Consider the following 22185-nt stretch of genomic DNA (forward strand, 5'->3'; position numbering starts at 1 on the left):
GCACGTCATGGGAATGGCAGCGTTTTCGCCGGGACCTCGCGGCGAGCGCGCCCGGTCGCGTCGTCGCGTCGTCGCGCGCGAGGGCGGGACGACGCGCGCGCCCGGGTCACGGCCGCCGGACGAACCTGTAGATCTCGCCGTCCTGCGAGAGCACGTAGAGCTCGCCGCGCGCGTCCTCCCCGAACGACGTCACGCGCGAGAGGGCGCCGTCGGGATCGAGGATCGGCTTCCAGTCGGTCGGCTCCGTCGCGCGCCCATCCTTCCAGCGGAAGCTGCGGAGGATCGCGGTGCAGTAGTCCGCGTAGAAATAGAGCCCGTCGAGCTCCGGCAGCTCCGCGCCGCGGTAGACGAAGCCGCCCGTGATCGAGCAGCCGTCGTTGTGGGGGTACTCCAGCACCGGCGGCGTCAGCCCTTCGCGGCTGCAGGGGAGGTCGTGGAGGCAGTGCCCGTCCCCCTCGACCACGTTCCACCCGAAATTGTGGCCCGCGAGCTGGTCGACCGGCACGACGTGGACCTCCTCGTAGCGGTCCTGGCCGACGTCGGCGATGTACAGATCGCCGGTCTTGCGGTCGAAGCTGTAGCGCCACGGGTTCCTGAGCCCGATCTGCACGATCTCCGGCGCGGGCCGCTCCTGCCCGTGGCCGTTCACGTCGAGCGCCAGCATCTTGCCGAGCAGCGAGCGCCGGTTCTGCCCGTGGCCGTGGGGATCGTCGCGCTTGCCGCCGTCGCCGGTGCCGACATAGAGCCTGCCGTCCGGCCCGAAGGCGAGGTGGCCGCCGTTGTGGTTCGAGTACGGCTGCGCGACGTGGAGCAGCTCGCGCGCCGTCGCCGGATCCGCGCGCTCGGGGTCGCCCTGCGCCGTGCGGTACTCGACGACGCGAGTGTCGCCGCGCCGATCGGTGTAGTTGACGAAGAAGCGCCCGTCCTCGGCGTAGCGCGGGTGGAACGCGAGCCCGAGGAGGCCTTGCTCTTCCCCGGTCGAGACGAGCGCAGAGACGTCGAGGAACGGCGCGCCCTGGGCGCGGCCGCCCGCAAGGACGCGGATCCGCCCGGGTTTCTCGACGACGAAGAGGCGCTCGCGCGCGTCGCCCGGCGCGAAGGTGAGCGCGACGGGCTGGTCGAGCCCGCGCGCGAACACGGAGAGCGTCACCGCGCGGGCGGCGTCCGCGGCCGGCGGCGGCGGCGGCGGCGGCGCGGGCGAGCCGCACGTGCAGCCGGGAGCGAGCGCCGCCGCGACGGCGGCGGCCGCGATGGGGCCACGACCTAGTAGCCCCAGAGGAACTCCGCGCGGGCGAACGCCGTGAAGTAGCTCCCCGGACCGTCGCCCGCGCCGGGGAGGAGCAGCGTGTACTTGCCGGCGAAGCCCGCGGCGAACTGGCGGTTGAAGGCGTAGTCGATGCCGAACGGGACCGAGACCCCGAACTGCCCTCGGTGGCAGCTCGGCTGACCATACGAGCCGCACGGCGCGAGGCGGACGCTGTCGTAGGCGCCGGTCATGACGCCGATGTACGGCACCCACTGCAGGATATCGATGACGTAGGTGGCGCCGGCCGACGCGCCGAGGAACATGAGATCGCCCCCCGGGTGCGACGCGGTGTCGAGCTCGACGATCGCGTTGAAGGCGTCCGTGAGCCCGTAGGCGACGTGCAGGCCGCCGCCGAGCCCCGGGTACGTCCCGCCGTCCGCGAGGAGCGCGTACCCGATGCTGGCGCCGGCGTGCCATTGCCGTTCGAAGGCGTCGGCCCGCGAGGGGGCGAGGAGCGCGACGAGCGCGAGCGCGGCGGCGGCGGTCAGCGGGGCGGCAGGGGAGCGTCTCATGGTCGGTGGCGGCGAGCAGCCCAGGGCGCCCCCGCGCCGAACCAGGGAGCGAAGGCGACGGCGGCGCGCGCCGGGCGCTCGAGGGGCGCGCGCCGCGCGAGGCTAGCACGCGCGCCGCGGGACATGCTCAGCGGAGCTGCTCGCGGCGGGGGGAGGCGCGGGACGCGCCCGCGTCCTCCTCCTCGAACTCCTCGGCGTAGACCCGCGCCGCGGGGTCGGCCGCGCCGTGGCCCGGATCGATGCGGAGCGAGGGCTGGGGGAAGCGGACGCCGGCCGCCCCCGAGACCCCGGGGAAGGTGTAGAGGATCTCGCCGCGATCGCCGATCTCGACGCCCACCTCGTCGGGGCGCTCCTTGGCGAGCTCGGTGAGCAGGGCGTCGGCCTCCGGGGCCGGCAGGTCGAGCGCGACGCCGACCTCCTGCGCGGTGAGCGGGCGGCGGCGGTGCGACGCGAGGGAGAAGATCGCCTGGATCTGCGCGTCGCGGGAGGCCTTCACCCCGGACCGGGAGAGCTTCCGCCCGCTGATGAGGAGGAGCAGGCCGAGCGTCAGCGCGATGAACCCGATCGGCAAGCCGATCGCGAGCCCGGCGATCGAGCCCGGGAACAGCGCGGCCGCGCCCAGCCCGAGGAGCAGCGCCAGCGCGGTGCCCCCGATGAGGACCAGCCAGCCGAGCACGCCCGCGACGGCCCCCCCGACCGTGGACGGCTTCCCCGCCAGGCTGACCGACTTGCCCGCGAAGGGCAGGCGCTCCCGGCCGCACGCGGTGCAGTACGCCGCGAGCCCGCGGTGGATGACCGGCGCGTTCTTTCCGCAATGAGGACACATGACGACTCTCTCCGCGAGCAGCTCTTCGCGAGCCAGGCTGTAGCGTAGGAACCGAGCTCCCCCACCGCCAGATGTACGATGATGTGCTCTCCAGGTTTTTCGGGGGCATGCCGCGGAACGCCGGCGCGGTGGGGTCCGTCCCGGCGCGATGCGCCCGGCGCGCGCGGGCGCACGGGCGTCAGAGGCCGAGGTAGCGCGCGATCTCGGCGCGGGCAGGGTCGGAGGCCACGGCGCGCAGGGCCTCGTACCGGCGCTGCCACGCGGCCGCGCTGCCGTCGTCTCCGCGCCACCGCGCCGCTTCGGCCCGGGCGAAGGCGATGTGGCGGAGCGAGAAGCGGGGGGCGTCGAGCGCGAGGAAGGCGTCGAGCCACACCTCGGCGTCCCCTTCGTCCTCGCCGAGGAGCTGCGCCGCGAGCGCGGCGTACGGGACGAGCGCGGGCGGCGCGTCGCCCCGGCGGCGGAGGGCGGCGTAGCGGAGCGCGCGGCGCGTGGCCGGCGGCGCGTCGCGCGCGGCGCTCCAGGCCGCGAGCGCGCGCGCGAACGCCGGCTGGTCGCCGCGCGCCCAGGGCGCGTCGAGGCGCGCGAAGCCGACCCAGGGCCACGCGGCCGAGAGGTCCGCCGGCAGCAGCGCGGGCGGGCCGCCCTGCCGGAGCGGCGAGCCGCCCTCGGAGGGGGCGAGGGCGAGCCGGGTCCACCGCGCGCGCGCCTCGAGCAGCGCGAGCCCGGCGAGCCCCGGCGGCGCGTCGACGGCGCCCGCCGCGCGCGCGGCCGCGGCCTCCTCGTCGGCGAGCACCGCCGCGCGCGCGGCGTCGAGCCGGCGCCCCAGCGAGGCGAGGAGCTCGGCGCGCTGCAGGTGCACGGCCGCGCGGAGGGCCGGCGGCGCCGCGGCGAGATCGACGCGCTCGATGAGGTCGAGCGCGCGCGGGCGATCGCCGGCGAGGGTCCACGCGCTGGATCGCGCGAGCGCGCGGGCCGCCGCCGGCGCGAGCTCCGGGGCGAGCGCGCCGAGGCGATCCAGGGCGTCGATCGCGCCGGGCGCGTCGCCCTCGAGGGCGAGCTCGCGCGCGGCCTTCAGCGCGAGGGATCCCGCGGCGGCGCGCAGGGCGTCGCCGTCGGACGGCGAGAGCTCGGGGGCGGCGGCCAGCTCGGCGGCGCGCGCCGCGGCGCGCGCGCGCCGCGAGCCGGCGACCACGGGCCTCGCGAGCCCGCGCTCCGGCAGCCAGTCGAGCGCGCGCAGCGAGCCCGCGCTCCGCGAGAGCGCCGCGCCGGCCGCCGCGCGCGCCGGGGCAGCGCCGGCTCCGGCGCCTCCGACCACGACGGCGTCCGCGCCGGCCGTCTCGGTCCCGTCGTCCTCCGGCCGCGCGAGCGCGGCGGCCTCGATGGCGTCGAGCGCGCCGTCCTCCGCCAGCGCGACGGCGAGCAGATCGCCGCGGGCGTCCGGATCGAGCGCGTCGGCCGAGACGAGCAGGTCCCGGATCGCGCGCCCGGCGCGCCCCTTCGCGTCGGCGGCGTCCTGGCGGGCGGCGGCGAGGCGGGCGCGCTGCGCGAGCCGCGCCTCCACGGCGTCGGCCACGCCGGCCTCGGGGGCCTCCGGCATCGGCGGGGGTTCGACGCCGGCCCGGGCAGCGCAGGCGACGAGGACGGCGCGGACCTCGCCCCAGTTGCGCGCCATGCCCGCGTGGCGCTTCGAGGCCCGGTCGTCCTGGGTCAGCGTCAGGAGCTCGGCGCCGCGCTTCGCGTCCGCGCTCGCGCCGAGGCAGAGGATCGCGGCGACCGTCGTGCGCAGATCCTCGTCGCGGGGGTCCATCCCCGCGTAGCCGTTCGCGATCGCGAGCGCGCGCGGCAGGTCGCCCTCGGCGAGCGCCGCGCGGAGGGTCTGCACGCGCACGTGCCAGTCGGGCCAGCGATCCGGCTGCCCGAGGAGCGCGCGGCGGTCGCCGAGCCGCGCCGCCTCGCGCGCGAGGCTCGGCGCGCCGCGCGAGGGCCCCAGCTCGTCGAACGTGATGCGCCTGGAGCCGGCGGCGACCGTGGCCTCGGCCGTCGCCACCGCCTCGGTCGCCCTGGCGAGCGCCGCGCCGTCCGGCCGGCCGACGGCGGCGTCGACGTACTCGGCGACCGCGGCGCGCACGCCGAGCTCCTCGGCCAGCGCGCTCGCCGCGCCGTAGGTCCACGGCAGCCGCGACGGCAGCGCGAACCAGCGGATCTCGGGCCGGCAGTCGGGGAGCGCGGGGCCGCGCGGCGCCTCGATCGACGCGAGGCACGCCGCGGCGCTGCGCCTGCCGGCGAAGACCACCGCGACGGGCGCGAGGAGCACGAACACGAAGAGCGCCACGGCCGCCGTGGCGAGCACCAGGACGAGGGCGCGCTGCCAGCGCGGCCTCGGGGCCGCGGCGCCGCGGTGCAGGAGGGAGCCGTCGCCCTCACGGGGCCGTGTCGTGGGCTGCGCGCGCACGGGACCGCTATTAGCCCACGGCACGGCCGAGCGACACTGCCTCGGCGGCGCGGCCCGCCGCGTCGGCCGCGCCGCCCGCCGCGTCGCGCCGGCGCGCGGCGCTACGGAGCGCTGTGGCTCTCGCCGGCCGCGGCGTCCGGGGCGAGCAGCGCCCCGGCGAGATCGGCGACCGCCGACAGATCCTCGACGCGGTCGACCTCGAGCTCGAGCCCGCGGGCGAGCTGCGGCGCGCTGGCGAGGGCGACCTCGGCGACGGTGAGCGTCCTCCCGGTGAGCTGGTGGAGCGACGTCACGCCGTGGTCGCGGATGCCGCAGGGCACGATCAGCTCGAACGCCCTGAGGTCCACCGCGATGTTGAACGCGAAGCCGTGCATCGTCAGCCAGCGCGAGAGGCGCACGCCGATCGCGCCGAGCTTGGCGAGCTCGCCCGCCCACGCGGAGCCGCCCCACTGCTCCGGGGCCGCGCGATCGACCCAGACGCCGATCATCCCGTCGACCACGCCGGCCTCGACGTAGTGCTCGCGCGCGAGCAGGATCATCACCTCCGCGAGCGACCGCACGTACCTGCGCACGTCGCACCGGTCCGGGCGGAGATCGAGCAGCGGGTAGCACACGAGCTGGCCGGGGCCGTGGTAGGTGACGTCGCCCCCGCGGCCCGTCGCGACGAGGTCGATGTCGCGCTCGTTCAGCGCGCCGGAGTCGAGCAGCACGTTCTCCGGGTTCGCCCGCGGGCCGAGCGTGATGACGGGGTCGTGCTCCAGGAGCAGGATCGTGTCGCCGATGCGCCCCTCGGCGCGCGCCTCGACGAGCTGCTTCTGCAGATCGTGGATCGGGGCGTAGCGGCGCCGGCCGATCCACACGGCGCGCGCGCGCCGCGGCTTCGGCGGCCCGAGCTCGGCGCCCTGGTCCCGCGGGGGCTCTAGGAGATCGCGGAGCGAGGTGGTCGGCATGGTCTACTCCGGGACCTTCTCGCCGTGCGCGCGCCGCTCGTCGCGGTAGGCCTCGATGTGCGTCGTGAAGCTCGCCGCGACCTCGGGGTCGAACTGCGAGCCCGAGCACCGCTCGATCTCGGCCACCGCGACCTCGTGCGGGAGCGCCCGGCGGTACGAGCGGTCGCTCGTCATCGCGTCGTACGTGTCGGCCACCGAGATGATGCGCGCGATGATCGGGATCTCGTTGCCCCGCATCCGGAGCGGGTAGCCGCGCCCGTCCCAGCGCTCGTGGTGCAGGTGCACGCCGGGGATGAGCGGGTGCAGGAACTTGATCGGATCGAGGATGTCGCGCCCGTAGACGGGGTGCCGCTTGAACACCTCGTACTCGTCGTTCGTGAGCTTGCCCGGCTTGTTCAGGTTGAGCACGCAGCCGATCTTGCCGATGTCGTGCATGAGCGCGCTCTGCCGGACGATCTCGATCTCGTGCGGGCCGAGGCCGAGCCGCTGCGCGAGCATCACCGCGTAGACGGCGACCCGATCCGAGTGGCCCGCGGTGTAGCGGTCCATCTTGTCGATGGCCTTGGCGAGCCCCTCGATCGTCTGCTGGAACGTCGCCTGGAGGTCCTGGTAGAGGCGCGCGTTCTCGATCGCCGCCGCGGCGCGCGAGCCGATGATGCTGAGGAGCTTGCGCTGCCCCTCGTCGAAGCGCTTCGTCCGCGTGAACGACGCGACGGCGACGAAGCCCATGAGCCGCTTTTGGATGCGGAGCGGCACCGCGACCAGCGACTGGAGCGGCAGCGACGGCTCCGCCGCGAAGAACCTGAGCCCCTTCATGCCCTGCTCGAGGAGCAGCGCCTCGGGGCGGAAATGATCGAGCACGAGCGTCGGATCGAGCCTCCCGAGATCGGCCTCCGGCGGGAGCGACGGGCTGCGGAGGTGCTGCCGCTCGAAGAAGCTCCCCTCGCCGTCGTCGAGCCAGGTCGAGATGAGATCGCCGCGCACCTCGTGCAGGCAGCTGTCCGCGACGGTCTCGAGCACCTGGTCGAGCGAGAGGCTCGCCGCGATCGCCTCGCTCACCTTGTAGAGCGACACCGCCTCGCGCAGCCGGATGTTCTCGGCGGCCATCCGCTGCTTCTCGATGCCGCGCTGGACCACGTGCACCACCTCGTCCAGCTTGAACGGCTTGAGCACGTAGTCGTAGGCGCCGCGCTTCATGGCGTCGATCGCGGTCTCGACGGTGCCGAAGCCCGTCATGATGACCGTGAGCGCGTTCGGCGCGGTCTTGCCGATCTCGTCCAGCAGCGCGATGCCGCCCATCCGCGGCATCTTGAGGTCGCTGATCACGAGGTCGTAATGGCCCTTCGTGAGCTCGCTCAGCGCGCTGGTGCCGTCCTCCGCAGTGCGGACGTAGTAGCCCTCCATGCCGAGGAAGTCGGCCAGCATGTCGCGGATCACCTTCTCGTCGTCCACGACGAGGATGCGAGGGCGGTCTTCTGGAAACGTGGACATGCGGCCGGCAAGCCTACCAGATCCGCTCGCAGCCCATCGGTCCAAGGTGGGCGGGTCGGGCACACGGACGGACCCGCGCCCCGCGAGGACCGGTCTACCTGAGGCGCTCAGGTAAGGCGGACGGCGCCTCGGGTAGGGAGCGACCGCCGCGAGCGAGGTGATCGCGACGGGAGCGCCGCGGCCGCCGACCGCGGCGGCCGGCCGGCCGCGCGCGGGAGCGGCGTGGGCCGCTCAGTCCTCGTCGCCGGTCGAGATGATGGGGTGCCGGATGGTCCGGGGCGACTCGTCCAGATCCGGGACGCGGATCGAGATGGGCCCGGGGCTGCGGATGGAGGGGGGCGGCGCGGACTCGGCGTCCTCGGTGCGCAGCGGGATCATCCTGCTGCTCGGAGCGGGCTCGTCCGTGGCCGTCGTCAGCACCGCGACGGCCCGCTGCTCGCCGAGGGCGTGCTTCTGCTCGAGGAAGCGCAGGACCGACGGGCCGGTCGAGCGCTCGAGCGCCGAGCGCAGGTCGCCGGGCAGCGTCGACTCGATGATCATCTTCACGCCGGTGCGGGGGTGCTCGATCTCGATGCGCACGAGGTGAACGAACGAGCGATCGAGCCCGTGCTTCTCCTCGAAGTAGCGGTTCGTGGGCACGTGGCCGTAGCGCTCGTCGCCGAGGATCGGGTGGCCGATCGCGGCGAGGTGCCGCCGGATCTGGTGCGTGCGCCCGCCGTCCGGGATGACGCGGAGGATCGAGTGGCCCGAGGCGACGGCGAGGCGGCGGTACCGCGTGCGCGCGGTGTACGTGCGCGTCCCCTCGCGGAGATCGCGGGTGATCGCGCCCTTGCCCGGGGTCACGCCCTTGGCCGCGGCGAGGTAGATGAGGCGCCCCGTCTTCGTGAGCGCCTCGCCCCAGCGCGCCGCTGCCTCCTCGTTTCGCGCGAGCATGACCAGGCCGCTCGTGCCCGGATCGAGCGCGTGCACGACCACGGGCGTCGTGGTGTTGCCCGGGATGCGGGCGCATCGGGCGAGCAGCGAGCCGAGGTACTCGGGCTGCGGGGCCACCGGCTCGTGCGGGCCCTTCTCGACGACCAGCACGCCGTCGTCGTCGTAGATGACCTTCGGCGCTGGCGGGGGCGTCCTCCGGAGGGCGGCGATCGTCTCGATCTCCTCCGTGAGCGGGATCATGTCGAGCGGCGTGAGCTCCGTCGACGAGTACCCGAGGCGGCAGAAGTGATCGAGGTCGCGCGCGAGCGTGTCGGGATCGCACGAGACGTAGACGAGCAGCGGCGCGCCGAGGCGCGCGATCGCCTCGCGCGCGGTCGGGGAGACGCCGCGGCGCGGCGGGTTCACCACGATGCCGTCGAACTTCTCCGAGCCGTTGACGAGCGAGCTCACGATCTCCGCGACGTCGCCGGTGCGCACCTCCACGCGCTGGCTCAGCCCCTGGGCCTCGGCCGCCGCGCGGGCGTTCGCCGCCGCGGGCGCGAAGGACTCGACCATCAGGACGCGGTTGCCGCCCTGCGCCAGGGCGAGCGAGATCGCGCCCGAGCCGCCGTACAGATCGAGGATGCGCGGCGGCTCCTTGCGCCGGGAGGCCGGGCCCATCGGGGCCTCGCCCTCGATCACGGGCCCGTCGTTCTCGAGCGACGCGATCTCGCGGAGCAGGAGGGCGTGCACGCGCGCGGCCTGCGAGCGGTGCGCCTGCACGAACGAGCCGAACGCGGCGACGTGGTAGGTCTGCCCGATCCGGTCCTCCGCGTGCGAGACGCCGTCGAGCACGATCGTCTCGGGGCCGAGGATCTGCGGCGCCTCCGCGTCGTGGAAGTTCGCCGCGACGCCGATGACGCGGGGGAGCATCGGGCGGATGGCGCGGCCTGCCTCGCGCAGCTCGTCGCGCGTGCACGCGCGCTCGCGCTGGAGGACGAACGTGATCAGCACGAACGCCGGGTTGTCCTCGGTCGCGCCCATCTCCGCGTAGAGCGGCGTGCCGGGCGCGAGGTGGACCTCGCGCAGGTCGAGGGCGCGGAGCACGCCGCCGCGCGCCGGATCGTACGGCAAGAGCAGCGGCCGGACCTCCGGCGGCGGGGACGCGATCAGCTCGCGGAGCCGCGAGGTCACCGCCGCGAGGGCCGGGGCGAGGACCCGGCAGCCCGGGATGTCGACGACCTCGTGATGCCCTGTGCGGCCGTACAGCCCGATCGCGCCGGAGGGGGCGACGATGAGCTTCGCTCGGCCGCGATAGCCGGTGATCGGATCAGCCGGGATGACCGGGCTCGTCTGGAGCAGCTCGAGCGACGGGTAGTGCGCGGCCGCGGACACGACCCTCGCGCGCTTCGTGCTGAGCTGCTCTGCGTAATCGCCCGCGATGAGCGGACAGCCCGCGCACTCGACCGAGTGCACGCACTCGATCAACGTGTTCGGGATCTCGCCTGCCTTCAATGTGCGCCGCACGGGCCCGGACAAAACGCCGCCGCCCGATCCCTCTGCGCCGGTGCTCTCGCCCAGCCCGTGCGGTTCTTCGATACCTGCGCCGGAAGCCATTCCGGGGGAGCTTACAGGGGCTCTCGGCCAGCGTCGAAGGTGTAAAGAGAAGTCCGTCGAGCTTTTCGTCTGCAGCGCTTCGACGTTCCGGGCGCGCTCGGGATCCCCGAAAAGCCCCGTGTCTCCCCGGCGGCCTGCGCGAGCGCCCGGACGGCGGGCCGTCCAGGCCGCGTTCGCTCCGTCGAGGCGGCCCGAGCCGAGGTAAGGAGCGGCGCGAGGCGCCGCCACATTGGCGCCTGCGCCGCTCCTTACCTCGGGCCGCCGTGCCGTTCGCGACATCCGTGGGCGCAAATGGCGCGTCCGTCCCGCGCGCGCCGTGGATGAGGTGGTAGACTGAGCGCCTCTTGCGTCTTCCGATCGCTTCTCTCTTCGGCGTCCTGGCTGTGCTGTTCGCCCATGCGGCGCTCGCCGCGCCGGGCGACAAGGAGGCGAACCAGGGCATCAACGCGGCCCGGGGCGGGTTCTGCAAGCGGGCGATCCCGCTCCTCGAGTCCGCGGAGGGCCAGCGGCACCGCCCGAGCTCTGCGGTCCCGCTCGCCGACTGCTATGCGAAGCAGGGCGAGCTGCTGAAGGCGAGCGAGATCTATCACACGGTCGCGAGCGAGAAGAAGGAGCCCGGGTACACCGGCCGGGATGTCGTGGCCATCACATCGGCCAAGAAGAAGGCGGCGCAGCTCGACGCGCGCATCCCGACGCTCGTCGTCACGCCGGCGGAGCCCTACGCGGGGCTCGTCGTCGAGATCAACGGCGAGGCGATCGGCGACCCATCGACGCCGCAGCGCTTCGATCCCGGCAAGCCGCTCTCGGTCGTCGCCAGGGCCGAGGGGTACGAGGAGCTCTCGCAGAAGATCACGCTGAAGGAGAAGCAGCGGCGCGAGCTCAAGCTGCGCCTCAAGCCGAAGCCCGGCGCGGCGAAGCCGGCGGAGAAGCCCGTGGCGGCGAAGCCGCCGGAGCAGAAGCCGCGGGAGAAGCCTGAGGCGGCGAAGCCGCCGGAGAAGAAGCCGCCGGAGAAGAAGCCGCCGGAGAAGAAGCCGGTGGCGAAGAAGCCGCCGGAGAAGAAGCCGCAGAAGCCGGTGGCGAAGAAGCCACCGGAGAAGAAGCCGACGAAGCCCGTGGCGAAGAAGCCGCCGGAGCAGAAGCCGACGAAGCCCGCGGCGACGGAGTCGGCGGAAGACGAGCCGCGCGTCGCGGCCGGGCCCGACGAGAAGGCGAAGCCGCAGGTCGAGATGCCCGAGCCCACGCCGCCGGACGAGATGCCCGAGCCCACGTCGCCGGCCCGGCGCAAGCAGCGGAACGTGTGGCTCGGCGCCGGCTTCCGGGGTTTCTTCGTCCCCCAGGTCATGTTCGGGCTCTTCGGAGAGGGCGGGCGGCACGCCTTCTTCCCCGGCGGAGACGTCTCGCTGTCCACGCGGCTCGGGCGGTTCGATCTCGTCTTCTCAGTCGCCTACGCGCGCTTCCGGTTGCAGGAGACGCCCTTCTTGCCGGACGGGCACCCCGACACCGACTACGAGATCATCGAGAGCGATCTCCAGGCGCTCCAGGCGGACGCCCGCCTGGTCTGGAACATTCCGCTCGATCGCGACGAGCGGTTCGCCTTCCGCGTCGGGGCTGGCCTCGGCGTGGGCTGGATGTTCATGGGCGAGCTCTACCGGACCCAGGCGTACCCCGGGGACGCCGTCCCCGGCGACCAGAGCACCTTCGTGCCGGGGGATCCGTACCGCTACAAGAAGTGCCGCGGGCCGAACAATCCGGAGGGGAGCTTCCGGTACTGCAACCAGCTCGACTACGACGCGGATCATTACCCCGGCTACGCCGAGCCGAGCTGGTTCACCCGCCCCAAGGGAAAGCCCCAGGGCCTGAAGCCGGTCGTCTATCCGTGGCTGCTCTTCCCCGAGCTCGGCCTCTCGTTCCGGCCGTGGGACCGCGTCGCCTTCGATCTGCGGGTCGGCGCCTCCGTGACGGGTCCGCTCGGCGCGCTCGGCATCCGCTTCGCGCTGTGAGCGGCGGGGCTCAGCGCTCGAGCTTCACGTCGCGGCGGAGCTTCCGGGAGACCACGGCCTCGAGCGTGCTCCAGAGCTCCTCGCCGGTCCTCTGCGCCACCCAGCGGCCTTCAGGCTGCAGGTAGTCGAAGTGCCACGCCGCCCGCTCGGCGGCCATCCAGATCTGCCGCGCCGCGCGGTGGCTGTTGACGACGTACTTGCCGCCGTCCTCGAACTCCAGGGTGAGGATGCCGCTCTGCAGGTCGGCCTCCACGCCGTCGGGGATCTCGTTGATCGCCCGATCCAGCGCGCGCAGCGACCGATCGGCCACGGCGTCGAACTCTCGCTCCGACAGGGGCTCTCCGCTCATGCCGCTCGGCTTACAACGGCGCGCGCCGCGGCGGTATGGGGAAGCGCCGGGGGCCGCTCACTCCCAGGGCACCGTGTAGAGCTTCACGTTGCTCATCGCCTTCATCGCCTCGACGACGCCCTCCTTGACCCCGGTGCCGCTGTCCTTGATGCCCCCGAACGGCGACAGCTCGGAGCGGTACCCCGGCACCTCGCGCACGTTGACCGTGCCGCAGCGCAGCTCGCGGACGAGCCGGTGGACGTGCCTCATGTCGTTCGTGCAGACGCCGGCGGAGAGGCCGTAGCTCGTCCCGTTCGCCACCGCGATCGCCTCGTCGATGTCCCTCACCCGTAGGATCGGCGCGTGCGGGCCGAAGGTCTCCTGCTGCACGGACGGGGCGTCGCGCGGCACGCGATCGATCACGGTGGGGCCGTACAGCGCCCCGCGGCGCTCGTTCCCGAACAACAGCTCGGCGCCCCGCGCGAGCGTGTCCGCCGCGGCCGCCTGGAGCTGCCGCGCCGCCGCCTCGGAGATCACCGTCCCCATGTCCGTCGCGGGGTCGCGTGGATCGCCGACCTTGATCTGCGCCGACGCGGCGGCGAGGCGTGCGGCGAACTCGTCCGCGACCCGCTCGCTCACGATGAGCCGCTTCACCGCCGTGCAGCGCTGCCCCGAGTTCTTGTAGCAGCCGTAGACGGCGAGCCGCACCGCCTCGTCCAGATCCGCGTCGTCGAGCACGATGAGCGGATCGTTGCCGCCGAGCTCGAGCACCGCGCGCCGGTAGCCGAGCATGCCGGCGATGCGCTTGCCGATCTCGACCCCGCCGGTGAAGCTCACGAGCTCCACCGCGGGGTGGGTCACGAGCGCCCGCCCGATCTCGGCGGGGTCGCCGGTCACGACGCTGAGCATGCCGGGCGGCAGCCCCGACTCGTGCAGCACGGCCGCGAGGTAGACGGCGGAGAGCGGCGTCTTCTCCGACGGCTTGAGCACCATCGCGCTGCCGCTCGCGACGCTCGGCGCGACCTTGTGGGCGACCTGGTTCAGCGGGTGGTTGAACGGCGTGATCGCCGTCACGAGGCGCAGCGGCTCGCGCAGCGTGTAGCCGCGGCGAGGCTTGCCGTTCGCCGAGATGTCGAACGCGAGGCACTGGCCGTCGTCGCGGAGCGCCTCGTACGCGGCGAACCGGAGCACGTCGAGCGCGCGCCGCACCTCGTACGCCGTGTCCTTGAGGCACAGCCCGCTCTCCCACGTGATGAGCCGCGCGACCGCGTCCGCCTGCGCCTCGATGAGCGCCGCGGCGCGGAGCAGGATCTGGCTGCGCTCGTGGCGCGAGAGCCGCGGCGGGCCGGACGACGCGGTCTCGATCGCCCGCGTCACCTCCTGCTCGTCGAGCCTCGGCACGCTGCCGATCACCTCGCCCGTGAACGGGTAGCGCACGAGGATGCGCTCGTCCCGGCTCACCGGCCTGCCCCCGATCAGGCACGGAAAATGGAACCCCGGTCGTTCGATGGAGAGCGTCGAGCCCATCCTGTCCCCCCTTCAGGCGCTCGATCGATGGCGCTAGGCCGCGGCGATCGAGAGTCGGTTCAGCAAGAGATCGAAGACGTCCGCGTTCGACAGCGCGCACGGCCGGCCGCTCGCCGCGTCCGCGTCCGCGCCGAGCAGCCTCGCGCGCTCCTCGGGCCGGAGCGGGTGGCTCGCGAGGATCGGCACGTCGGCCTCGTGCAGGCCGCCGTGAGACCTGAGCCCGCGCCGCACCGCGGACAGGTCGTGGTAGGCCGCGCTCTTGCCGAGCACCGTGCTCCGATCGCCGAGGACCACGAGGTCGCCGATCCGGTCGGGCGGCAGCGCGAAGCGCCGCGCGGCCTCGTCGCGGGGCAGGACGAGCTCCACGCCCGGGAGCCGCGCGAGGACCTCGGCGGCGCGCGGCTGCGCCGAGGCGCAGGCGTACACCGTGGCGTACGACCCGAGCGCGCCGTGGTGCACGACGTACGGGTCGGTGATCGGCAGGAGCACCCGGAAGCCCGAGAGGCCGGCCTCGCGGAGCGCGTCCTCGAGGTAGCGCACGTTGGGCGAGCCATCCGGCGCGGTCTTGTCGTTCATGCCGTGATCCGCGGTGATGCCGCAGACGAACCCGGCGTCGAGGTACGCGCCGAAGAGCGCGTCGAAGCGGGCGTAGAACCGATCCGACATCGGCCCGCGCGGCGGCTCCTTGTGCTGCACGTAGTCGGTCAGCGACACGTAGAGCAGCGTGGCCGAGACCCGCTCGTGCAGCGCGAGGCCCATCTCCATCGCGTAGTGCGAGATGTCCCAGTCGTAGATCGACGGGTTCTCGCGGCCGACGGCGGCGGTGATCGACGCGATCCCGTGCTCCGGGAGCGCCTGCTCGTGCGCCTTCTCGGCCGACAGCGAGATCGGGCGCGGCCCCCCCTCGCGGCAGGCGCCGAGCAGCGCGCGGAGCTTGTCCTTGGCCGTGATGCACAGGGTCCGGACGCCCGCCTGCTCCATCCTCTCGAAGAGCGTCGGGACGCGCAAAAACCGCGGGTCGTTCATCGGCACCTCCTCCCCCGAGGCGGCGTCGAAGTAGTAGTTGCCCGAGATGCCGTGCACGCGCGCCGGCTGGCCGGTCACGATGGACACGTTGTTCGGGTTCGTGAAGCTCGGGATCTGGCCGCGGCCGCGCACGTACAGGCCGCCTCCGGCGAGCGTGGCCGCGAGCCGAGGCATCAACCCGTCCGCGAGCGCCTGGTCGAGGTACTCGGGCGCGCAGCCGTCGACGCAGAACACCACGGTCTTGCGCGCGGGCAGCGCGTAGCGCCGATCGCACAGATCGATCATGCCGAACGCTGACACGCAGCGCGCGGGCCGAGAAGGGCGGCGGCCGCGGCGCCGCCGGGGCCGCTCCGCCTCGAACGGCGGGCGCGGCGCGCGCCGCGGCGGATCAGTAGCCCGGCCAGGGGTCGGCCGGCTTCGGAGGCGCCGGGGCCGGCCGCTTGAAGCACATCACGCCGGCGTCGAGCGCCACGAGCTCCCAGCCGCTCTCCCCGCGCGCCTTGGCGACGGCGCGGGCTTCCTCGACGCCGTGCGCCTGCTCGCAGTCCTGCTCCCACCGCGGCGCGGGGGCGCTCGGCGCGACCCCCTGGGCGCGCACCCGCCCCGTCGCGAGCGCGCAGGCCGCGCCCAGCACCAGACCGCCCAGCACGAGCACGACCCGCTTCTCCATGATTCCAGGAACATGGTGGTCCGCTGCGGGCAGGACCGTCAAGCGACGCACCTGGGACGTTCGGCACGCCCGGCAGGATTCGAACCTGCGACCCGCGGCTTAGAAGGCCGCTGCTCTATCCAGCTGAGCTACGGGCGCGTGGACGACAAGCGCGTCATTCGTACTGCATCGCGGCCCCGGAATCGAGCGTCACGAGCGGCGCGGGCGTGCGCGCGCGGCACGCCGCGCTGCGCCGGTTCAGCCCGACGCGGCCATCCGCCGGACCTGCTCGCCGGTCCGGCCGTAGCGCCGCTGCCGCCGGGCGTAGGTCTCGAGCGCCTCGTCGAAGGTCGCCTCGGTGAAATCGGGCCAGAGCGTGTCGGTGAAGAACAGCTCCGCGTACGCGGCCTCGAAGAGCAGGAAGTCGCTGAGGCGCTTCTCGCCGCCCGTGCGAATGATGAGATCCGGATCCGGCATCGCGCTGGTCGTCAGGAAGTTCCGGAGCGACTTCTCGTTGATCTCCTCCGGGATGACGAGCCCGGCGCGCGCGCGGACCGCGAGCGCGCGCATCGCGTTCGCCATGTCCCGGCGGCCGCCGTAGCTCAGCGCGAGCGCCAGGGTCATCTCGGTGCCGCCCGAGGTGTCCTCCACGAGCTTCTCCATCGCGCGCCGCGTCGGGGTCGGGATGTCCTCGAGGTCGCCGACGATCTGCACCGCGATGCCGCGCCGGATCAGCTCGTCGTGCTCCCCCTCGGCGAACTCCTGGCAGATGCGCATCAGCGCGTCGATCTCGTCCTTGGGCCGCGACCAGTTCGCGACGCTGAACGCGTAGAGCGTGAGGTACGGGATGCCGCGATCGCGGCAGGCGCGCACCGAGAGGCGCACGGCCTGCGCGCCGTGCTGGTGCCCCTGCATCCGCGGGAGACCCCGCGCCGCTGCCCAGCGGCCATTGCCATCGAGGATGATCGCGACGTGCTTGGGGAGAGTGCTGGACGTCATGGTTTTCCTGGTGGGGACGACGACCCACTTTGCGCCGGCCTTGGGCGCGCTAGGGGGGCAGACGGTGATGCGATTATGGAGGTTCTGTGGAGGATGCCGCGGATGAGCTCAAGGGCCGCCGCCCGTGGACCTTAGCGCGCGTCCGGCGGAGCGCTCCGCCGGGCGGCCAGCCGCGTCTTCGCACCACCGATCGGGTGCGCTGTCAAACCGGAGAAACCTCCCGGAAACCCAAATGCTCCTGGCGGTGAGTCGGGGGGTGAAATGGAGCGGGGGAGCTCGTGCTTTCCGGGCGGCTCAGGCCCCCGGCAGCGACAGCTTGAACTCGACCTCGGGCGGCCCGCGGTGGGTGCACTCGGCCGAGCCGCTGTGGGCCTCGGCGATCGCCTTGACGATCGCGAGGCCGAGGCCGGTGCCGCCCCGGTCGGCGCGGGTCGTCACGAACCGGCGGAACAGGCGGCCGGCGACGTGCCGCCCGATCTCGCCGCGGTTGCGGATCGCGATCGCGACCTGTCCGCCCAGGCGGGACACGGCGATGTGGATGGGCGCCGCGGCGTCGCCGTGTGTGCGCGCGTTGTCGAGCAGGTTGTCGAGCGCGCGCGACAGCCAGAGCTCGTCGCCGCGCACGGCCGCCGAGCTCGGCGCGTCGAGCTCGACGCGGCTGCCGCGCTCCCGCGCCCGAGCCGCGGCGGCCTGCGCGATCGCGACGAGGTCGATGACCGCGGCGTGCTCCACGCCGCGCGCCTCGAGGCGCGCGAGCGACAGGAGCTCCCCGAGGAGCGCCTCGATCCGGGTGATCGCCTCGCGGATGCGGGCGACGAAGCGCGCGGCCTCCTCGGGGTCGTCGAGCGCGCCCTCGGAGAGCACCTCGGCGCTGGCGCGGATCGCGGCGACCGGGTTCTTGAGCTCGTGCGACAGGTCCGCGGCGAACGTCTCGACGAAGGGGCGGCCCTCGAGCTGGCGCCGCATCGAGTCGATGGCGCGCGTCAGCCGCTGGACCTCGCGGCCCTGGGCCGGCGGCGGCGCCGCGCGCACCTCCCCCTCGCTCACGCGCACGGCGAACTCGGTGAGCGCCTCGATCGGCGTCGCGATGGCGCGGCCGATCAAGAAGGACGAGAGCGCCGCCGCGGCGCCGAGCACCGTGCTGATCACGAGGATCGGCGGGGCGAAGTCGGCGACCATCCGCTGCACGACGATGGTCGGCTTCACGACCTGCACGCTCCCGACGCGCCGGCCGCGGACCTCGATGGGCGCGGTCACGAAGACGGTCCCGGGCTCGCCCGGCGACGCGCCGCGGGCCCGGAGCACGCGCCCCTCCGGGTCGAGCAGCGCGATGTTCTGGGCCGTCGGGCCCTCGCCGTCGAGCGCGCGCACGGCCGCGAGGTCGACGCCGCGGACCTCCATCTCCATCGCGGCGACGGCGGCGAACGCGGCCGCTTCGTCGCGCGCGCTGCCCTCGGCGAGCAGCGTCGCGCGCGCCTCGATGCGATCGATGACGAGCAGCCCGAGCCCGAACGCGAACGCGCCGACGATGCCGCCGAGCGCGATGAAGATCTGCATCCGGATGCTCATCCCGGCCGTCCGGGCGCGGACGAGGCGGGAGGCGAACAGCGCGACGAGCAGGATGATCGAGACGGCCGCCGCCGCGGTGACGACGAGGCGCACCATGGGCTAGGCGCCGCCTTCCGGGGGGCTCGGCTTGTCGGTGACGCGGTAGCCGACGCCGCGCACCGTCTCGATGAGGTCGGCGTCGCCCCCGGCCTCGACGACCTTCTTCCGGAGCCCCTTCACGTGCGAGTCGATGGTCCGGTCGGTGATCGCGAACCCGTCGCCCCAGACGCGGTCGATGAGCTGCGCGCGCGTGAACACCCTGCCCGGCGCGGCGAGCATGCAGGCGAGCAGGTCGAACTCGACGCGGGTGAGGTCGACCTTCTGGCCGTTGACGTGCGCCCTCCGCGTGGCCTCGTCGACCATGAGCGGCAGCGGCGCGGGGGCGGCGTCGGGCGCCTGCGGCCGCGCGGCGCGGCGCAGGACGGCCCGCACCCGCGCGACGATCTCCCGCGGCGAGAACGGTTTGGTCACGTAGTCGTCGGCGCCGGTCTCGAGCGCGGCGACGCGGTCGGCCTCGCCGTCGCGGCTCGACAGGACGATGATCGCGGCGCGCGCCCCGCTCCGCCGCACCTGGCCGATGAGATCGAAGCCGCTGCCGTCGGGGAGCATCAGGTCGAGGATGATGAGGTCCGCCTTGTCGATCTCCCGCTCGGCGGCCGCGAGCGTGGTGGCGACCGTGGCCGCGAACCCGTCGCGGCGCAGGAAATAGGCGATCGACTCGGCGATGGCCGGCTCATCCTCGACGACCAGGACCTTGGCCATGATCGGGGAGCCTAGACCGGCGCGGCGGACGCGTCGACAGGGCTGGCCGGCGGGGTCGTGCCGCCACATTGTGGCGTGGTCACGCGCACTTGCGTGGCGTGGCCGGGCGCTCCGGGCAATCCGCGCGACCCGCGCTCACGGGAGCGCCGCGTTCACGAGCTCGCGCACGATGCCGAGCAGCCGGTCGTAGTGCTCCGGGACGGGCCGCAGGCCGGCGCAGTGCACCACGAGCCCGCCGGGGCGGAGCTCGAGGTGACCCTGGAAGCCGCGGCGAGCGAGGAGCTTGCGCAGGCGCGGGTGGAACGCGGCGGCGGCCTCGCGCGGCGAGGCGGCGAAGGTCGTCACGTGGGCGTCCCAGAGCGCGTCGCCGAGGACGACCCGGGGCGGCGGGGCGCTCTCGATGAAGGCGACGCGGGTCAGGAAGTGCTCGCCGACGCGCATCGCGGCGCGGCGCTGGAGCGCCGGGTGCGCCGCGAAGCCGAGCAGCGATCGCTCGAGCGGCTCGGCGTCGCCGTCCGCGTACCACGGCTCGGCGATGACCGCGTGCCCGGGGTTCGCCGTCCACGTGCACGAGGAGAGGTAGGCGGACGGGGGCGCGATCGTGTCGTACGGCTCCCAGCGACGGAACCAGGCGTCGTCGGGGCGCGCGGTGAAGGCGAGGCCCCGCCGGGCAGCCCACGCTGCGATGAGCTCGGAGCCGAGCGAAGGCGGCATGGCCTGCGAGGTTAATCCCCGCGACGGCGCCTCGGAAGCCTCCGCCGCCACGCCGCGGCGAGCGCACCCGCGCCGAGCGCCATCCAGGACGCCGCGCCGGCAGCGCCGCCGCTCCCGGGCAGATCGCAGGAGCACCGGCCGTAGAGGCCCACCGTCGTCGTGGTCGTTCCGTCGTCGTTGCCGTCGTCGTCCACGGGGCCTCCGGGGCCTCCCTGGCCTGCGGTCACGGGCGCGCCTCCGGCGTTGCCGTCCGGTCCGCCGCTGCCGCCCACGCCCCCAGCGCCGCCGCTGCCGCCTGCGCCGCCGTCGCCACCTGTGCTGCCGCTGTCGCCGCCGCCTGTACTGCCGCCGCCGCTGCCGCCCACGCCCCCAGCGCCGCCGTCGCCCGTCGGGCCGCCGTCGTCGGCGCAGCGCGTGACGTGGAGGGGGCGCGTGCGCGTGCAGTCCGTCGGCGAAGCGCAGCGCGGCTCGGAGAGCGCGGCCGGCGCGCCGCCGGCGCCGATCTCGCCGAGGGCCGGGTAGGCGACCTCGATCTTCTCCCAGCGCCCGCCGGTGTGCTCCATCCGGCCGAACACCCGCTCCTGGTACGGAGCGGCGCCGCCGATCGCCGGATCGTAGACGCCGCGCCCCGCGTCGTAGTTGGGGTTGTTCGGGTTGTTGACGTACGACAGCCCGTTGTACGCCCACACGGCGCTGTACCAGTGCTCGACGATCGCCGGCTGCCGGTCGCCGACGCAGCGCGTGGCCTTCCACTTCATCGCGAGGATGTGCGTGCCCGTGGCCGCGTTGTACGTCGGGTCCGCGGCCACGCGGCGCGGATCGAAATCCGGGCTGTCGCCGCCGCGCATGCCGCTCGTGATCTGCGAGGCGCCGTAGCCGCAGTCGAACGAGATGATCGTCCGCGAGCTCGCCCCCGCCTGGTCCATCGGCCGGTCCGGCGCGCAGAACTGCTGCCACCCGGACTCCTGCATGGCGATCGCCTTCAGCAGCTCGCACGGGAACGTCGCGTCGACCTGCCGCGGCGCCTCGGGCTTCTCGCAGCCCTGGCCGAGATCGATGGTCTCCGGGCCGGCGTCCCCCCAGGCCGCGGGGCCCCGCGAGACGAGATCGAAGATGGCGTTCCACTCCGCGACCGACGGGTTGATCCCGGGCACGGCCTCGATCGCGCACCCGCGATCGTTGTAGGCGCTCGACGCGGTGAAGCAGGGGCAGTACGCCGCGCGGGCGTCCGGCGCTAAAAGCGCGGCCGCGGAGATCGCCGCCGGGACCAGGAGAAGGCGGCCCCTCACGGCTCCTCCTTCGCGGTGGTGAAGCCGGCGACGGCGATGCGCGCGCCGGACGGGGCGGGGATCGCGAAGACCTCGCCGCTCTCCGCGTGGATCGCGAAGGGGACGGCGAACGCGGAGGGGTTCGTGTGCAGCGCGGCGACCCACGCCCCATCCGGCGAGACGGCCTGGATGGCGTCGACGCCGGCGCCGAGCGGGCCGCGGACCTCGGCGCTGGCGCCGACCACGCGGAGCCCGGCGGCGCGATCGGGCGTGTACGCGAGCCCGCCGCCCGGCCATGCGTGCGGGGCGAGGCCGCTGTTCGCGCTCACCTCGAGCCGGGCGCGCTTGCCGCGGGCGAGATCGAGGCGATCGATGACCCACAGGCCGGGATCGGTCTCGTGCCGCTCCTGGAACACGAGCGCGCCCGTGGTCGCGTCGATCGAGAAATCGCGCGCGAACGGCGGGATCGACGGGGCGAGCACGCGCGACGCGCCCGAGTCGGGGTTCACGAGGACGAGGTCGGCCGACCCCGGGGAGACGCGGTAGACGACGAGCTCGCCGTTCCACGCGCCGGCGAGGAAGGCGAGGTAGCCCGTGTGCCGGTGCGCGGTGCGCGTCGCGCCGGTGGCGAGGTCGACCTCGTCGATCGTGAGCGCGTCGACCCGGAGCTGCGCGAGGTCGCCGTCCATCGGCGGCTCCGGGCCGGCGACGCCGCGCGAGACGAAGACGCGCCCGTCGGCGGTGACGAGCGGGCGGCTCGCGTGCACCACGCCGTCGCAGAGCGCGACCGGCTCGGCGTGCGGCTCGACGCGGAAGAGGGTCGCGTTGAACGAGCGATCGCGCGACGGGCGCGCGTCGGCGGTCGCGACGACGATCGGCGTCCGCGGCACGACGCGGGCGCGGACGACCGCGTCGCCGAGGTGCTGGAGCGTGGCGAGCGCGGGGCCGGCCTGGCCGCCCCCGACGGCGGCGATGTGGAGCGTGGTCCGGGTCGCCCCCGGCGACGTCGCGAGGATCGAGACCCGGGCGGCGGCGGCGCTCGCAGCGGGCGCCGCGGCGGCCGCGGGCACGAGGAGGTGGCCGATCCGCGCGAGCGCGGGCGCGGGGGCCTCGCCGCGGGCGTGCACCGCGGCTCCCGCGACCGACAGCGCGGCGAGCAGCGCGCCCGGAAGCGCGATTCTGTTCAGAGATGACCGTGTGAGGAGCAAGCGGGCGGAGGAGCTGAGACGCACGATGGA

The 22185-nt window shown here is 74.2% G+C and carries 18 protein-coding genes and 1 tRNA gene; 1 reads left to right on the plus strand and 18 read right to left on the minus strand.

Annotated features, from left to right (window positions below; translation table 11 throughout):
- Positions 1–106 precede the first annotated feature (106 nt).
- From WMF33_RS14765 to WMF33_RS14795, 7 genes are all read right to left on the minus strand, one after another.
- Positions 107–1150, minus strand: a complete 1044-nt coding sequence (locus WMF33_RS14765; protein ID WP_437337729.1) for a PQQ-dependent sugar dehydrogenase — start codon at positions 1148–1150, stop codon at positions 107–109.
- A 113-nt stretch (positions 1151–1263) separates the two neighbouring features.
- Entirely contained in the window at positions 1264–1818 is a 555-nt protein-coding gene (locus WMF33_RS14770) for a hypothetical protein (RefSeq protein WP_437337730.1), read from the minus strand.
- A 127-nt stretch (positions 1819–1945) separates the two neighbouring features.
- The gene (locus WMF33_RS14775; protein ID WP_437337731.1) at positions 1946–2644 is read right to left on the minus strand and encodes a hypothetical protein; all 699 of its coding nucleotides are present in this window, start codon (positions 2642–2644) and stop codon (positions 1946–1948) included.
- Positions 2645–2822: 178 nt separating this feature from the next.
- On the minus strand, positions 2823–5096 hold the full coding sequence (locus tag WMF33_RS14780; RefSeq protein WP_437337732.1) for a hypothetical protein: 2274 nt from the start codon (positions 5094–5096) through the stop codon (positions 2823–2825).
- A gap of 101 nt (positions 5097–5197) precedes the next feature.
- A complete protein-coding gene (lipB, locus tag WMF33_RS14785) occupies positions 5198–6046 on the minus strand; it encodes a lipoyl(octanoyl) transferase LipB (protein WP_437337733.1) in 849 nt (282 codons plus the stop codon).
- Between the two features lie 3 nt (positions 6047–6049).
- A complete protein-coding gene (locus WMF33_RS14790) occupies positions 6050–7537 on the minus strand; it encodes an HD domain-containing phosphohydrolase (protein ID WP_437337734.1) in 1488 nt (495 codons plus the stop codon).
- A 231-nt stretch (positions 7538–7768) separates the two neighbouring features.
- Complete coding sequence (locus WMF33_RS14795) at positions 7769–9976, minus strand: pseudouridine synthase (protein WP_437337735.1); 2208 nt, start codon at positions 9974–9976, stop codon at positions 7769–7771.
- 434 nt (positions 9977–10410) lie between these two features.
- On the opposite strand from WMF33_RS14795, the gene WMF33_RS14800 reads away from it, so the two are divergent.
- On the plus strand, positions 10411–12066 hold the full coding sequence (locus WMF33_RS14800; RefSeq protein WP_437337736.1) for a PEGA domain-containing protein: 1656 nt from the start codon (positions 10411–10413) through the stop codon (positions 12064–12066).
- 10 nt (positions 12067–12076) lie between these two features.
- On the opposite strand, the gene cyaY is transcribed toward WMF33_RS14800, so the two are convergent.
- The 11 genes from cyaY to WMF33_RS14855 all read right to left on the minus strand — a co-directional run bounded on the left by cyaY (position 12077) and on the right by WMF33_RS14855 (position 22074).
- Positions 12077–12415: an iron donor protein CyaY gene (cyaY, locus tag WMF33_RS14805; protein WP_437337737.1), complete on the minus strand. Its 339-nt coding sequence runs from the start codon at positions 12413–12415 to the stop codon at positions 12077–12079.
- A 57-nt stretch (positions 12416–12472) separates the two neighbouring features.
- Complete coding sequence (gene phnY / locus WMF33_RS14810; RefSeq protein ID WP_437337738.1) at positions 12473–13921, minus strand: phosphonoacetaldehyde dehydrogenase; 1449 nt, start codon at positions 13919–13921, stop codon at positions 12473–12475.
- A gap of 33 nt (positions 13922–13954) precedes the next feature.
- On the minus strand, positions 13955–15232 hold the full coding sequence (gene phnA / locus WMF33_RS14815) for a phosphonoacetate hydrolase (protein WP_437337739.1): 1278 nt from the start codon (positions 15230–15232) through the stop codon (positions 13955–13957).
- 103 nt (positions 15233–15335) lie between these two features.
- Positions 15336–15617 carry a hypothetical protein gene (locus tag WMF33_RS14820; RefSeq protein ID WP_061625067.1) on the minus strand — a complete coding sequence of 94 codons (282 nt, stop codon included), beginning with the start codon at positions 15615–15617 and terminating at the stop codon, positions 15336–15338.
- A 64-nt stretch (positions 15618–15681) separates the two neighbouring features.
- A tRNA-Arg gene (locus WMF33_RS14825) sits at positions 15682–15755 on the minus strand.
- 99 nt (positions 15756–15854) lie between these two features.
- Positions 15855–16595 carry a polyprenyl diphosphate synthase gene (uppS, locus tag WMF33_RS14830; RefSeq protein ID WP_437337740.1) on the minus strand — a complete coding sequence of 247 codons (741 nt, stop codon included), beginning with the start codon at positions 16593–16595 and terminating at the stop codon, positions 15855–15857.
- 294 nt (positions 16596–16889) lie between these two features.
- Positions 16890–18260 (minus strand): histidine kinase dimerization/phospho-acceptor domain-containing protein, encoded by a 1371-nt coding sequence (locus tag WMF33_RS14835; RefSeq protein WP_061625065.1) that lies wholly within the window; start codon positions 18258–18260, stop codon positions 16890–16892.
- A gap of 3 nt (positions 18261–18263) precedes the next feature.
- Positions 18264–18965 carry a winged helix-turn-helix domain-containing protein gene (locus WMF33_RS14840; RefSeq protein ID WP_437337741.1) on the minus strand — a complete coding sequence of 234 codons (702 nt, stop codon included), beginning with the start codon at positions 18963–18965 and terminating at the stop codon, positions 18264–18266.
- A gap of 135 nt (positions 18966–19100) precedes the next feature.
- A complete protein-coding gene (locus WMF33_RS14845) occupies positions 19101–19679 on the minus strand; it encodes a hypothetical protein (protein ID WP_437337742.1) in 579 nt (192 codons plus the stop codon).
- 11 nt (positions 19680–19690) lie between these two features.
- Positions 19691–20833, minus strand: a complete 1143-nt coding sequence (locus WMF33_RS14850) for a hypothetical protein (RefSeq protein WP_437337743.1) — start codon at positions 20831–20833, stop codon at positions 19691–19693.
- Between the two features lie 131 nt (positions 20834–20964).
- The gene (locus WMF33_RS14855) at positions 20965–22074 is read right to left on the minus strand and encodes a hypothetical protein (protein WP_437337744.1); all 1110 of its coding nucleotides are present in this window, start codon (positions 22072–22074) and stop codon (positions 20965–20967) included.
- Positions 22075–22185 lie beyond the last annotated feature (111 nt).

The sequence above is a fragment of the Sorangium sp. So ce394 genome (genome assembly GCF_051474665.1).
Taxonomy (GTDB): Bacteria; Myxococcota_A; Polyangia; order Polyangiales; family Polyangiaceae; genus Sorangium; species Sorangium cellulosum_D.

What these genes read in the sequence shown, in the direction of transcription:
- WMF33_RS14790 (WP_437337734.1), bottom strand. Translation starts at nt 7,537, where the DNA reads ATGTCCACGTTTCCAGAAGACCGCCCTCGCATCCTCGTCGTGGACGAC.
- phnY (WP_437337738.1), bottom strand. Translation starts at nt 13,921, where the DNA reads ATGGGCTCGACGCTCTCCATCGAACGACCGGGGTTCCATTTTCCGTGC.
- WMF33_RS14840 (WP_437337741.1), bottom strand. Translation starts at nt 18,965, where the DNA reads ATGGCCAAGGTCCTGGTCGTCGAGGATGAGCCGGCCATCGCCGAGTCG.
- WMF33_RS14845 (WP_437337742.1), bottom strand. Translation starts at nt 19,679, where the DNA reads ATGCCGCCTTCGCTCGGCTCCGAGCTCATCGCAGCGTGGGCTGCCCGG.
- lipB (WP_437337733.1), bottom strand. Translation starts at nt 6,046, where the DNA reads ATGCCGACCACCTCGCTCCGCGATCTCCTAGAGCCCCCGCGGGACCAG.
- cyaY (WP_437337737.1), bottom strand. Translation starts at nt 12,415, where the DNA reads ATGAGCGGAGAGCCCCTGTCGGAGCGAGAGTTCGACGCCGTGGCCGAT.
- uppS (WP_437337740.1), bottom strand. Translation starts at nt 16,595, where the DNA reads ATGACGTCCAGCACTCTCCCCAAGCACGTCGCGATCATCCTCGATGGC.
- WMF33_RS14835 (WP_061625065.1), bottom strand. Translation starts at nt 18,260, where the DNA reads ATGGTGCGCCTCGTCGTCACCGCGGCGGCGGCCGTCTCGATCATCCTG.
- WMF33_RS14770 (WP_437337730.1), bottom strand. Translation starts at nt 1,818, where the DNA reads ATGAGACGCTCCCCTGCCGCCCCGCTGACCGCCGCCGCCGCGCTCGCG.
- phnA (WP_437337739.1), bottom strand. Translation starts at nt 15,232, where the DNA reads ATGATCGATCTGTGCGATCGGCGCTACGCGCTGCCCGCGCGCAAGACC.
- WMF33_RS14820 (WP_061625067.1), bottom strand. Translation starts at nt 15,617, where the DNA reads ATGGAGAAGCGGGTCGTGCTCGTGCTGGGCGGTCTGGTGCTGGGCGCG.
- WMF33_RS14775 (WP_437337731.1), bottom strand. Translation starts at nt 2,644, where the DNA reads ATGTGTCCTCATTGCGGAAAGAACGCGCCGGTCATCCACCGCGGGCTC.